General features: G+C 45.9%; 12 protein-coding genes and 1 tRNA gene. 7 read left to right on the top strand and 6 right to left on the bottom strand.

Going from position 1 to position 13141, the window contains the following annotated elements; genetic code table 11:
• Window positions 1-3: 3 nt before the first annotated feature.
• The 3 genes from QXV08_RS07525 to QXV08_RS07515 form a co-directional block, all read right to left on the bottom strand.
• Window positions 4-948, bottom strand: a complete 945-nt coding sequence (locus QXV08_RS07525) for a hypothetical protein (protein WP_342786314.1) — start codon at window positions 946-948, stop codon at window positions 4-6.
• Window positions 949-1082: 134 nt separating this feature from the next.
• Window positions 1083-3779: a hypothetical protein gene (locus tag QXV08_RS07520; protein ID WP_342788184.1), complete on the bottom strand. Its 2697-nt coding sequence runs from the start codon at window positions 3777-3779 to the stop codon at window positions 1083-1085.
• Between the two features lie 304 nt (window positions 3780-4083).
• The gene (locus QXV08_RS07515) at window positions 4084-7935 is read right to left on the bottom strand and encodes a S8 family serine peptidase (RefSeq protein ID WP_342783276.1); all 3852 of its coding nucleotides are present in this window, start codon (window positions 7933-7935) and stop codon (window positions 4084-4086) included.
• Between the two features lie 207 nt (window positions 7936-8142).
• On the opposite strand from QXV08_RS07515, the gene QXV08_RS07510 reads away from it, so the two are divergent.
• The 6 genes from QXV08_RS07510 (at window position 8143) to QXV08_RS07485 (ending at window position 11366) form a co-directional block, all read left to right on the top strand.
• Window positions 8143-8730 (top strand): hypothetical protein, encoded by a 588-nt coding sequence (locus QXV08_RS07510; RefSeq protein WP_342783275.1) that lies wholly within the window; start codon window positions 8143-8145, stop codon window positions 8728-8730.
• Window positions 8717-9223 (top strand): CopG family transcriptional regulator, encoded by a 507-nt coding sequence (locus QXV08_RS07505; protein ID WP_342783274.1) that lies wholly within the window; start codon window positions 8717-8719, stop codon window positions 9221-9223. The genes QXV08_RS07510 and QXV08_RS07505 overlap by 14 nt, the downstream gene beginning before the upstream one ends.
• Before the next feature lie 140 nt (window positions 9224-9363).
• The gene (gene psmB / locus QXV08_RS07500) at window positions 9364-9972 is read left to right on the top strand and encodes an archaeal proteasome endopeptidase complex subunit beta (RefSeq protein WP_342783273.1); all 609 of its coding nucleotides are present in this window, start codon (window positions 9364-9366) and stop codon (window positions 9970-9972) included.
• Window positions 9973-10015: 43 nt separating this feature from the next.
• Window positions 10016-10090, top strand: a tRNA-Arg gene (locus QXV08_RS07495).
• A gap of 91 nt (window positions 10091-10181) precedes the next feature.
• On the top strand, window positions 10182-10595 hold the full coding sequence (locus QXV08_RS07490) for a hypothetical protein (RefSeq protein ID WP_342786316.1): 414 nt from the start codon (window positions 10182-10184) through the stop codon (window positions 10593-10595).
• Between the two features lie 132 nt (window positions 10596-10727).
• Window positions 10728-11366, top strand: a complete 639-nt coding sequence (locus QXV08_RS07485) for a ThaI family type II restriction endonuclease (protein WP_342783271.1) — start codon at window positions 10728-10730, stop codon at window positions 11364-11366.
• On the opposite strand, the gene QXV08_RS07480 is transcribed toward QXV08_RS07485, so the two are convergent.
• The 3 genes from QXV08_RS07480 to QXV08_RS07470 all read right to left on the bottom strand — a co-directional run bounded on the left by QXV08_RS07480 (window position 11356) and on the right by QXV08_RS07470 (window position 12820).
• Window positions 11356-12297, bottom strand: coding sequence for a site-specific DNA-methyltransferase (locus QXV08_RS07480; RefSeq protein WP_342783270.1), 942 nt, complete (start codon window positions 12295-12297; stop codon window positions 11356-11358). The two genes, QXV08_RS07485 and QXV08_RS07480, sit on opposite strands and share 11 nt — an antisense overlap.
• Before the next feature lie 142 nt (window positions 12298-12439).
• On the bottom strand, window positions 12440-12622 hold the full coding sequence (locus QXV08_RS07475; RefSeq protein ID WP_342783269.1) for a hypothetical protein: 183 nt from the start codon (window positions 12620-12622) through the stop codon (window positions 12440-12442).
• A 45-nt stretch (window positions 12623-12667) separates the two neighbouring features.
• Complete coding sequence (locus QXV08_RS07470; protein WP_342786317.1) at window positions 12668-12820, bottom strand: hypothetical protein; 153 nt, start codon at window positions 12818-12820, stop codon at window positions 12668-12670.
• Between the two features lie 103 nt (window positions 12821-12923).
• Between QXV08_RS07470 and QXV08_RS07465 the strand changes: the two genes are divergently transcribed.
• The gene (locus tag QXV08_RS07465) at window positions 12924-13109 is read left to right on the top strand and encodes a hypothetical protein (RefSeq protein ID WP_342783268.1); all 186 of its coding nucleotides are present in this window, start codon (window positions 12924-12926) and stop codon (window positions 13107-13109) included.
• The last annotated feature ends 32 nt before the right edge of the window (window positions 13110-13141 follow it).

Below are 13141 nucleotides of genomic sequence, written 5' to 3'. Positions count from 1 at the left end.
GGTTCAGTTGTTAGGCCGTTGCCTCAACATGGTTATCCTTAATAACACTATGCATGACGCAATGGATGCTGCCAGCGTAATCAATGGCAATAGGGTTACAAGTATCGATGGTGAATCCCCTATTCTCTGGAACTCTATTTTATAATAGTTTAAAGTAGTGTTTTCCAGCTGTCCCATTGAGAGAACATATATTGTTAGATTACCGCTGGATAGATATGATGCGGCACTATATGTTATAGGGCCACCGCTTGGTATGGATGTCGATAATGGTATATCTATAGAGCCCTGGTTATTATAGGCTCTTACAATAATTAATGGTATATACTGATCCCTGACCTGAATCGATAGGTTAACAAGTGCCACCCCGTTTACAGCATCCCTTAAAACATATGAGTATCTGTATGTCTCATTCTCCAATACCACCGGCTCCAGCTGGGAGAAGGGTATGGAGAACCCCCGCTCTTTAACACTGTAGCCGGAGCCTAAACCAGTGTTCAAGTAGAATATTTGAGCAAATACACTAGAGGCTACAAGCATCGATAACACGGTCATCACGATAGCTAGTTTCAGCCCGCTCCTTCTTCTCACAGTAATCCATGCTGCTGCAACTATTATGAGTGTGCCTATAGCGTTAACTGTTTCAACATATATGCTTACACCTCTAGCAGTGATCACAGCATAGCTTGAAGAAGCTGGGAGCAGAGTTAACGTCGAAGCAGCCCCGCTTGATACGGTAATATAGTTAGAGCCTTTTCCAACATCAACTAGTGCTAACCCTATGTTCTGCTTGAAGTATAAATGGATTACCTGTACGCTGTTAAGCGGTACTATCCAAGTATATGTGAGGGATGAATCCATTTGAAACACGTATATTCCCGCAGCTATCGAAGCCATGATAAGTATTATCCCGGCTAGGCCTGGGAGGGATATCTTTACCTCTATGCTCATTCAGTACACCATTTCCCTGGGCTAAATATACTACTATTAAGCAGGGTTAAAAGAATATAGTTTAGGTTTCCCGGAAGGATTGATGAGTAAGTAAACGAGTTTGAATAGGTGGTTTAAAAAAGGTTTAGACTAGGCTATTTCGAGACAATGCTTCTTCTAACAGTCAGGTATGCTAGTAGAGCGAATACTGTTGCCAGTAAGGCGAATATCACTGCAACTATTCCTATGTAGAAGGAGTTGCTGGCTGAAGCACTTGCGGCATCAGCCTTGCTTATAGCTGTGTCAACCTTACCGCTCACAGTATTCAGGGTGCTCTGTATACTGCTTACACTGCTTGAGACATTGTCCACCTTGCTTGCTACGGCGTTGACATCGCTCTTCGTGGCTGCATTGTCCAGCTTACTGCTAATAGTGTTAATGCTGCTCTCTATGCTGTTCACAGTGTTCTTTATGGATGAGACATCACTAGACACGGTGCTCAGGCTCTGTACTGCTGATGATAGCTGTGAGGTTATAGAGTTCAACTGGTTTACAACGTTGCTTATGCTCGTTGATAATGAATCAACCTTACTCCCGATAGTGTCCACCTTGCTTGCTACGGCGTTGACATCGCTCTTCGTGGCTACGTTGTCGAGCTTGCTGAGTATCGTGTTAACAGTGTTCTGTATGCTGCCTACCGTGGATGAAACGCTGGAAACGGTGTTGGCTACATTGTTCACGGCCTTTCCTACATCGTTGATTCCATTTAAGATCTTTGATACATCGTCAGTTGTAGCTAGCCTGGATATGTTGTTGACTACGTATACGTATCCTGGTAAGCTCTTATAGAAGCTCGTACCTTTCACATAGATTAATGACACAGCATATTTGCCTGGATGCACCATCGGTATCCATAATCCAAGTATGCTGGTGAACTGGCTTGTTAAGACACCATTGCTGTCAGCGGTCCACCTCTGTACATTAGTGGTGACAGCTAGCAGTGCATCAGTGTCGTTAACTAGTATACCAGCGAATGTTACACCCGGGGTGAATCCGGTACCGAATACTCTAACTATGCCGCTTCCAACAATCACGGGCGTGTAGTTACCTGTGAGTGAGGCCAGCAGTATCTTCGGAGTTATAACTGGGTTAGCATAATCGTTCAGGTTCAGTGAGAAGTTCACTATGTGTTCACCTGTGACGCTGCCGACTAGCCTTATAACGTACTCGCCTTCAGGTAGTGTTGGTACAACGAATTTCACGGTGAGAGCTCCGTTGTTATCGGCTTGGGCATTCGCTACTACTAACACGTCGCCAAAGTACACGTTTACAGTCTCACCTGGCTGTAAACCATACGCTGTCACCTGGATTATATCACCTAGGTACTGGCATTCGCCACCATATATTGTGCACTCGCTGCAGTAACCGGTGCCGACAACGGTTTCACATGGACACACGATGAATGATGTAGTCATGCCTGGTAGTGTAGCGCTTACCTTGTTATCTGGTAGTGGCTGGTTTGTTACAGGGTTTAATGCCTGCCAGTATGTGGCAGTACCTACTACGACTGCTAAGCTGTACTCGTAGTCCCAGATATCGATGCCCCATATGTAGTGGGCACCGTATGTGGTTCCCAGTGGAATAGTTATATTGAATGTTGCATTACCATCCTTGCCTAGAGGTATATTGGTTGCAAGCCATACTATCTTGTCTAATGAGACATTGAGGAAGTTGGCATTGTAGCCCCATTCCTTTCCAGGACCGTATCCATAAGCCACTATGGTGATCGTCTGCCCTGGCATCACCATGGGGGCTGGCCCACCACACTGTGGTACGCCACCGCTCACATAGCATAGCAGTGGTCTAACCAGGTAGTAGGTGTTCCTGAACTCGTATTTCACACCACTGCTTAATGTCACTCTAGGTATGTATAAGCCTGCAGTCATATTGGTGGCTAGATAGGTCTTTAGATCGGCTATATTGAAGACGCCGTTTGCATCAGCTAGTAATCCGCCGGTTATGTTGAATACGTATACCACGTTAGTGAAGTTTGTGTTGTATAACTCTACTAGTGTAATATTGGCGCTGGCTGGGAAGCCGTAGCCTGCTAGTGAGATAGCTTCTACATCCCTGCCGTTACCCTCGTTGGGTGATAACACTACCTGTGGTAATATTGTTAAAGTAGCGTTCTTCGTCATACTTGAGAATGCTACAGCCGCATCAGAGGTGACAATGTATAGGCCACCTGGCAGCAGGAATGATGATGAGAACGGTATCGTTGTCCCTGCGTGGCCGTAGGAGTCGGCTGTAATGCTTACACTATATGATGTACCATTAAAGAATATAGTGTTTACAGGGGTCCTATCCGGTAAACCATATATGTCGACGCTCACTGATTTGAAGTTTCCACGTCCATCAACTATTGTAGTGGCTGATGGTGAAACCTCTATTAATGGGTATACGTAGATGGTTGCCTGATCGGAACCAATGAATGGAATAGACACGGTTACTAATAGTGTTGGTGGATCACTTGTACCAATGTTTTTCAGTAGCTTGGGTATTTGAACCGATACATTGTATGTACCAGGTGTCGGTGGGTAGAACTGTTGTGTAGCATATACTTCTCCAGTGTTCGCATTGGATACCTGTATAGTTACAGATGAAGCGAAGGGGACATTAATGCTCACAGTTATTATGCCACCAGGGTATACGCCGTTCCCATCGGGTCCATCGCCTCTTATAGCTTGTATTATTCCTGCCTGGGCGTTTACTGGTACTAGTACTGCTAGGTTCGCTAACATGGGTGTTAATAGGGCTAGAGCCAATATGATGGATATTATCCTATTGGACATACATACTTCACCAAGTCTTCTCTGATTACTTTCCAGAGTTATAAGATAGGTGTTTACACAAGTATATGCATAGTGTATACACATGTATACACCATCATCTACAGGGTACCCTATAAACGCAGCCGATCCCTTCACGTGTTAAGTACCTGGCCATACATACTGTGGAGGCCTACCAGAGGTGAACTATTAGTGATCGCGATTCCAGCGAACCCGGATATCATATGATTTCAAGCATATTAAGTAAAGGCGTCTGAGGTGATTCTTGGGGAAAAAACTGGTTGCAGGGTATTACTCGGCAGGGAGATTATGGGAGGAGCCAGGAGTAGTTTAGACCTGTGATTACCCAGTCCTCTATTATATATGTTGTCGTGTTAACGTAGTAGCTGGAGCCATACCTGCTGTAAACCGGGAGACTCGGCGTCGTCATGGAGACTATTAGTGATATGTCCTGTCTATCCAGTGGTGAACCCGTGTTAGCCCACGACAACGTATATGAGAATGTATAGTATGATGGATAGTAGCCGGTATAGCTTACTGGAGACACTGTGAATACCCTTATGCTCTGTGATTGGCTACTGAGAGCTGGGTACGGTGATACATCTGCCGCTGCACTTGACTCGGTCACGGGGTATGGGAACCTTACCCTTAGTATCGCGGTGCCTGACGCCGGCATTGACGCTGATGGCAGTCTCTGCGGTATAGTTACCGGTGTAACCGTTAAAGTGAATCTCTCAAGATTAGTGCCTGCATCAAATAATACTGTTCTAACGATTATAGTGTATACTCCTAAAGTAGGCTTCTTAGACGGGTATAATCCATACCTGTAGGAGGTGCTTGGGAATATTATTGTTGATGAGTTACCGCCAACCCCGCCTGTAGCATGCCACATGAATATACCGCTACCCCTGTGTAGATGCCATGACACGGATTCACCGAGGAAGAAGCCGGCGAATAATCCATTCGGTCCAAGCGTGTAGGCTACTAGTGATGTGTTAGGTAGGCTCCAGCTAGCTGTTACCTGTAAATACGCTATACTTGGACTACTTACGTTAACATAGAAGAACCTCCAGTCACCGGCCTCATACCTCCAGCCCCAATCGTTCTCGCCTCTTAAGTGTGATGAGGGCATTGGGGAGCTAATATCATTTAATGGGTTCAACGCGGTCTGGACACCGGGTGTCAGTGAAGCAACGACCGTGTAGGTGAGAGGCACGTAGTATGTCTGCTGTGTTGAACCATAGTTGATCACTACCTTGATATACGACTGGTATACTGTTGGAACAGTTGATGAAGTCGTGGATATGGTACCATATAATGTGATGTTTCTGCCTGGATTAACGGTGAAGGTGGTGGTTGGCAGGGTTATCGAGGTGTCTGGGACAACCTTATAGTATGTGATGGTTACTGGTATTGTTATGTTGACTAACTCGTAGAAGCCCTTGCTTGTATCAGTGTCATTCCATAATCTACACCTTATGACTAGCTTAGCATCACCGTAGTAGGATGCGAAGGTGTTCAACCAGTACAATGGGTTAGCTATCTGTAGCCTATTATATGATGAAGTGTGGAGCCCGTAGTTGACGTAGGCTACCTCACCAACCTGTAATGGGTTGTTGTGGCTGGTTGGATCATATGGGTAGCCGTTTCTATCTGTGTCATTCACCCATATGTATGCATATACGAGTGCATCGTAGTCGGGTATGTAGTCCCCGTCCCCATCAAAGTACTTGAAGGGCATGTTCACCTCAACACTCATTAACGCTGCATCACTTGGTATGTCTCCCCTGTTCAGTATTAAGTAGGATGAGTAATCACCCATCCCTCTCAGCAGGCTTAATGTTAAAATATATGTTTTCACGCTTGAAACCGTGAATTTAACGCTTGACAGGGACACCTGTATTGGCGTCGGTGTTGGATTAGCTATCGATATATCAAATACCCTTGATAATCCACGCGGTATATCCGGGACGTATACCCCGTAGTGACTCAGGGCACTCCATGATGATGGTGCGGATGGATCGCTTGGGAATATTGTTACCCCATACCACTGGAGCAGGCTTACTGGTATGTAGTCCCTCCAGTAGTAGAACCAGAGCTCTGAGAGCTTACTGGAGACACCGCTGTAGTAGCTCTTAGAATATATTAATGGTTCACTGTTCTCTAAAACACTTGAAACAGCCCTGTACACGTTGACTCTACCAGCTCCCTGATCTAGTGGCGGGTAGTTCAGGTAGTCGGCTGTATTCATCAGTATTTGTTTAACCGTGAATGGATTAGTGTATCTGCCTTGCTCACCATACTTCTGGATCAACGCACTTAGTATCAATGCCACTGATCCAGCGGTTAATGGTGTAGCATAGCTTGTACCACTGAACACCGTGTACTTAGCTCTGTTCCAGCCTATGACGCTAGCTGTAAACCCGTAGGCTCCAACATTGACTACGTCGGGCTTCAAGTAGCCTGCTGGGGTAGGTCCTCTAGCTGCCCAGCCTATTATCTGATCCCATGTTATATCAGCATAGCCGTATAAGAGATAGTATGGCCACCATGAGGTAGAGGCGCCAACAGTTATCACGCCGGCCGCAGAGCCAGGCGATGTCACGGTGCCGTATCCACCGCCACCGTTACCGGCTGCCTGAACTATTATTATACCCGGGTATGAGGGATCTAGGAAGCCGGGCGTAACTAGGCCGTTCTCCAGCATAGAGGTGAAGTCGTAGCCGAAGCCCGAGATATCATATATGAACGAGCTTATACCCCAGCTGTTGCTTATTATATCGGCCCTCCTGCTTCCAGTATAGTAGAGTAGGCCGGTTGATGGATCGCTATCGAATCCAGCTGCCCACATCATGCCCAGCTCGGTGTCGCCCCAGTAGAGGGCTTTGACACCTATTATCTTAGTGCCCGGGGCTATGCCCTGTAGTAATCCACCATATAATACATCCTCGCCTCCAACAGCTGAGGCGCAGGCTGTCCCATGCCCGTTGAAATCATAGAATATACTTAGGTATCTGCCCTTCAAGTCCCAGCCGGGCAGGAACCTGCCTGAGCCGAACCACCACCCGAGATCATAGAAGAATCCACCGGCTACTCCAAAGCTGTAGCTCGGGTTAGCTGGGTTCGGAGATACCAGTATCCTGTCCCCGTAGTAGGATGCCCTCATATCGACGCTATCAGTGAATACTCTGTTATTGTTGAAGTCTACATATAGCTCGGTGTAAACGCCGGGCTCTACGGGGTCTGCCAGCACTATGAACCTGACCACCGGGCTTGAAGCACCGACTAGGCTTAGATACGTTAATCCAACCATGTATACGCCGCTTGCTGAGGTTATACCTGTTACATTAAGTGTTGTGTTTGTAGAGACTGTTATCTTAAGTAGTGAAGGCGTTATAACCTGGAATACTGTGCCATTTGGTATGGTTATTAATCCATTGGTGGCTGTGAAACCATTGAATAATATTACCTGTGATTCATCCGCGTCGAGAACCAGTGGCTCTGTGATATTCACTAGCTCACCATCTAGATCATAGTATTGCCCCTTATAGTAGATCAGTTTATTACGTAGATTCGGGTGACCGTAGTCCACACCGGTATCAACTACCGCAACTATCACGCCTGTACCATTCAACCCGTATTCTTCTTCGACGGCATTAACACCTGTTATCTCTCTTACAAACATAGTGTCTACCTCAGGTATCTCCTTAACCGGTGCTGTGTCAACGCTTTTCTCATCGATCTTCATGTTCATCAGTGTTAGTGCTGGCTTCACCAGTACATTGCTTAACACTACTCCCCCAGCATTCTGGAATATATTCGTGACAAGCTCTTTAGGCCCGAATACTTTGAATACATAGTTTCCAAGCCTATCCCTGATCAGCCTTGAAGAGGCAAGGTTTAGCTCTGCACCATTATACGTGTACTTCGTGTTCTGCAACCTATTATATAGGTCTTCCACAGTGTTGAATGGGGTGGATTTATCTATCACGACCACCAGCGACACGTAGTCGCCGTCGACCCTGTTAATGATATCTGTGATCCTCTTAACATTCTCCACCTTAAGTGGTGTGGCTGTTGCTAGGGATACTCCCGAGAACAATATTGTTAGTATTAGTGTTAATGTAAATAATATATGATATATCTTATGAGACCCCATTTTACACACCTGGCAATTTGAAATAAATGCATCCAGAATATATAAGTTTTTCCAAGAGCCTGTAGATGGGAGGGTGTATTATATGGTATCTCATATTGTTCTATGACAATCCCACTACTGGGGGTTGGAGGAAGTATTTTTAATGACTAAGCATCTCACTTTTTATCTTTCTCAGTAATAATTTAACATGGTTGCTTGGTGAATTCGATGTCAAGGGAGATTAGAAGGAGATTCGTGCCGATCTCTGATGAAATCATACAGGAGGCGCTTGATGTTGCTGAGAGGTATGGTATGCCTTACAGCGTGATCATAGAGAAGTCCCTCGAGGGATTATTGAAGATAATGAAGTATAAGTCATCTATACTGGAGAGCATAGTCCTCGTCGATGCGGTGGATGATTTAAGGAGGCTTGGACTAGTATTCCTGCCCATGAGTATAGCGAGGAGGATCCTCGATGGCCTTGATGAAGCCTTATTTAATCAGTTGCTAGAGGAGTTATCGAGGTCATCTAGGTGGTTTGGTGAGCTAAGCAGGGTTAAACGGGGTAGTTCCCCGAGGGAGTTCCAGACCTCTTTATCCCTCTGGATGCCGATGACCACCATTGATGTGGTGAAGGAGAGTGATGAGGTATATAGGTTCGTGATCTCCATAGCTGATGCATCACCCAGGTTAATGCGCGTGCTTGAGAAAATATTGAGTGGTATGGCAGCCGGCTACGATCTTAAAATACTTGATCTAACAGTAAACGTTAACACTGTGGTTGTGAGGGTGACCGGGTTCCTTGAGAAAGAGTAGGAAGACCATTGGTATCGATGCGGAATATGTTGAAGCACTTAAGGAGGTGGCGAGGAAGAGGGGGACCAGTATATCAGGCTATATGAGGCAACTAATAGATGAGGCATTGAAAATAGAGTCGATGGGCTACTATGCTCCCAGGGCTTTAATGGAGAGGTGGGTGGAGCTCATCTTATCAAAGGTCGGGTTTGCATATATGCACATGGATGTATTGGAGCTTGAGGACCTTGAGGAGATAGAGAGGAGGGGGGAGATACTTGGCTCAACGATTGCTGAGTTAGGCGTGGATTCAATGAAGATCATAGAGTTACTGGGATTAAGTAGTGGTGTAGGTATTTCACAGGGGTCCTCGATAATCCTACTACCACAGAATAGCAGGGTGAAGACTAAGATGTTTCACTTGATCAAGGGGTTGGCTAAGGGCTCAGGCCTTGTGATTTCCTCTAGTGGGAGCCTAGTAATAATATCTCCACCTAGGAAAACAATAATCTAACACCTTGTTAATGTAGCTACCCCGGGGGATATTTCCCAGTACAATCAGGGCGATTGCGGGTTCTGACTAATTTATAATCCAGGTATCTCTTTAAGATATAGTTAGGTTTCAAATTAAGGAAGCACTTGGGAGTGAGCGTAATGGGTGAAGTCGTTTTACCCGGCACAGCCATAGGGTTAAAAACCAGTGAGGGAGTAGTGTTAGCCAGCGAGAAAAGGCTGACGTATGACGGGTTCGTGCTAAGTAGGAACGCTAGGAAAATACACATGGTAACAAACCATATAGGCGTGGGCTTCGCCGGGTTAATGGGCGACATAAACTTCCTGGTTAAGGTTTTAAGGCTTGAAGCCAAGAACTACGAGCTTCAACATGGGAGGGATATTAAAACCAGGAGCCTGGCGAAGCTTCTCTCAGTGATCCTTTACAGTTACAAGCTTGCACCCATGCTTACAGAGGTTGTTGTAGGAGGATATGATGAGGAAGGGCCTTCATTATATATCCTAGACCCTGTCGGAAGCGTGATAGAGGAGAAATACGTAGCGGTGGGCTCGGGCGCTCAACTAGCACTAGGCTACATAGAGCCAAGATATAACCCAGGTCTCAGCCTCAAGGAGGCGGAGGAGCTAGCGGTGAACGCTGTGAAAACAGTGATAGAGAGAGATATACTATCCGGGGACGGGATAGATCTAATAGTAATAGATAAGAACGGCTATCAATCCAAGGAAATACTATTCAAGATGACGGGTTAGAAATTTTATTATTCCAATCAAGGTAAATACAGACCTGGATAAAGGGCCCGTCGCCTAGCCAGGATAGGGCGCCGGCCTGCGGAGCCGGAGGACCCGGGTTCAAATCCCGGCGGGCCCGTCACTCTTTAAACACTTACATCAAGAAATTTATTTAGTTTCCTCTATGTTTCAGTGTCTTGGAGCAGGCTGAAACATCAGATGTGATAGCCTTGAGTGATAAGCAACCTTGGTGGGAGTCTATTGATCCTTCTAAGCTTAGTGAGGATGCTAGGTATCGAATACTGAAGTACCTTGACGAAAAGTATGATCACAAGAAGATCCTCGAGGAGACAGGGCTCAGCAGGGTTACACTGTGGCGCTTATTGGAGAAGAAGTCAAGGGTTAAACCTGAGTACGTGAAACCCCTCTTAAAGCTACTGGCTCAGGAGGAGTTTGAGAAAGTAGTTAGTGCTAGGAATAGACTTAGATCAATGGGTATACTCAGAGAGGATGGCTCAGTAGATTACAGTCTAGCCTTAGAAATACTAGCTATTGCAAAAGACGATGAGTACTTAAGGAAAAATTGGGGCTGTCGTCCTTCGCCTACAGATAGAGGACCACATAGAGCCCTACGAGGACGATAACGAAAGGGATTAACAAGAACCACATGGTAACCACCTCAAAAAGATAAAAATTTATTAGGAAGTTTTAGGTGGAGTTCCTGAAACGTAATTTATATACTATGACTCCAAGAGAATTAAACGAGGAGTGAGAAATTGACTGTAGACCCGCTTATTAAACTTTTCATACAGCGGCCAGAGACTATAGAATTGCTGGGTAGGGTGTGGGAGCTACTGTATATAGAAGGTAGCGCACCCGATGTGGGTAAGAGGCGTGAGAATTTCATAAAATTACTACTGAGATACGAATTCGGACTTCAGGTTGAGAGTGCCCCCGATACTGAACGTTCCTGGGACTTCAAAGTGAAAATAGGTAATAAACGGTATACTTACAGCCTAAAAACCACGGAAAGACCGACAACTGTAAAGGTCGCTTGGAACGGGTTTCCTTCATGGGAAAGAGCAGAATCATTTTCCTTCAAGTACCCAATATTATATGTTACTGGGGATAGGTCAGCAAAGAAAATAGACATATACGTCTTCACGCCAGAGCTCATCAGTAAAGTTAGGAGTGAAATGGGTCGGGCCTTCTGGTGGATGCCTAGAGGCGATACTAATCCCAGAGGTTTCGGTATATCTAGTGAAGCTGTACGTAGATTAATGTCGGAAGCTGAAAGGGAAGGAAACCATGTTGGCAAAAAGTATGAACCCGTTAGTGACCTTAAGCGGGCGGTTGAAGGTTATTGGGAAGCGTGGTATCATCTATTAAAGAAACTGGCTGGATTTAATGGCTAGGAGAATCCTTATCTATGAACCGTGTTAAGGGCACATGTTTCTTTGCTTCCTTAATCCTTTGTTCGGCTATTTTGACATACTCCTCGTTTATGTCTATACATATGTAGTGTCTACCAGTCTTGACCGCTATTACACATGTTGTCCCAGAGCCAGCGAACGGGTCAAGCACCACGTCTCCCTCGAAGGTGTATAACTGTATGCACCTGTATGGCAACTCTTCTGGGAATGGGGCTGGGTGACCGACTCTCTTGGCGGACTCCGGTGGGAACCTCCACACGCTCCTAGTAAACTCTAGGAACTCATCCCGAGTAATTGTATCTTTTTTGCCTGGTAGTTTTCTCCTCTTAAAGTCCCCCTTGCTAAGTACAATAATGTACTCATGCTGGTCTCTAAGCACGGGGTTTACAGCACTCATCCACGAGCCCCAGGCCGTGCTTGAACCTGAGACTGCGTCCCCCTTATCCCATACTATCTCACCTCTAAATAGGAAACCTATTTCCTCGAAGCGTTGAATTAGGTAGGCATGTAGGGGGATGTATGGTTTTCGCCCTAAATTGGCTATATTGAAGCAGACGCGTCCACCCCACACGAGGACACGGTAAACCTCTCTCATAACCTCCTCTATAAAGTCAAGGTATTCTCCAAGAGTCAAATCCTCATCATATTCTTTACCAACATTGTAAGGTGGTGAGGTAACCATTAGGTGCACAGAATTGTCTGGGAGCTTTTTCAAGACTTCCCTAGCATCTCCAAGTATAACTTTATCCAGGTACTCTGGTGGAACAGGGTTCTCCTTAAGATCCCTGGGTGCAGGCTTCAATAGGGGCACCCCCTTGTAGAGCTTCCTCGAGTAGAACGGTGCAGAGTCGTGAGCCTCACGGCCCGGGGAGCCGAAACTACTAGTCCTTGTACCCCTCTTACTGTTTCTCATTACCTTTACCCCCAGACTTTACCCCATATATTTCAATACTTCTAGTGACCCGACCCAGGAACCCCCTCCAAGTCAAGGTATCCCTTATCGCCCACTCAATAGCATCCATTGTGTGAAACTTTAGTATCCGTAAAAACGCCTGTCAAGTTACTCCATTTTTCCTGAGCTCCTCTTTCCACCCTTCCCAGAGATACTTGGGTAGCTTATTGAGGCTCCATACCGCCTGAGAATCGTATTCCACACTATCTCCTTCGTTGAGTCCCCTCCTAACTTGCTTAATAAACTCTTTTATATCAATGGGTTCAGAGAGTTCACGTAGATTCATCCACATACTCCCATATCTACATATCCCAATAATGCCTTATAAAGGCTATCGCCCTGTAAATAAAACCAGAAAAAGAAAAACCCATTTACGGTAAGATGGGAGCGTATACTGCGACCACTCACCGAGCAACCTCCTCCTGCTCTCATCAGTTATGACGAGGTCGAATGGGTAGAGCCCGGGCGGCGCCTCGCTACTCACATGTATCTCTATCTCGGAGGTGTAGGAAGCGATTTCCCCTGCTAGGCGTCACTGTAACCGTTGCTACCGAGGAGGCAGGCCCCTCGGCGTATATGCTAACCACGTGACCAGGCGGACCTCGAACAGCTACAGAGAACTCTACACGCTCCCCAGGATACGCGGCGAAAACACGCCTATACCTACCACCATACCCTCATCCCTAGAAGCACGGGCCTTCCTCAATACACTAGATCTATTCTCAACTAGGCTCACAGTACATCCACTCCGTAGAGAAAATAATAGGAGATGAATAACTATAAGTGACAAAATACCTCAAACACC

The organism is Desulfurococcus sp., assembly GCF_038881575.1.
Taxonomy (GTDB): domain Archaea; phylum Thermoproteota; class Thermoprotei_A; order Sulfolobales; family Desulfurococcaceae; genus Desulfurococcus.
This window is presented reverse-complemented; position numbering and strand designations above follow the sequence as displayed.

Excerpts from the sequence above, each read along its gene's own strand:
- QXV08_RS07525 (WP_342786314.1), bottom strand. The coding sequence starts at position 948 with ATGAGCATAGAGGTAAAGATATCCCTCCCAGGCCTAGCCGGGATAATA.
- QXV08_RS07520 (WP_342788184.1), bottom strand. The coding sequence starts at position 3,779 with ATGTCCAATAGGATAATATCCATCATATTGGCTCTAGCCCTATTAACA.
- QXV08_RS07515 (WP_342783276.1), bottom strand. The coding sequence starts at position 7,935 with ATGGGGTCTCATAAGATATATCATATATTATTTACATTAACACTAATA.
- QXV08_RS07510 (WP_342783275.1), top strand. The coding sequence starts at position 8,143 with ATGTCAAGGGAGATTAGAAGGAGATTCGTGCCGATCTCTGATGAAATC.
- psmB (WP_342783273.1), top strand. The coding sequence starts at position 9,364 with ATGGGTGAAGTCGTTTTACCCGGCACAGCCATAGGGTTAAAAACCAGT.
- QXV08_RS07480 (WP_342783270.1), bottom strand. The coding sequence starts at position 12,297 with ATGAGAAACAGTAAGAGGGGTACAAGGACTAGTAGTTTCGGCTCCCCG.
- QXV08_RS07475 (WP_342783269.1), bottom strand. The coding sequence starts at position 12,622 with ATGAATCTACGTGAACTCTCTGAACCCATTGATATAAAAGAGTTTATT.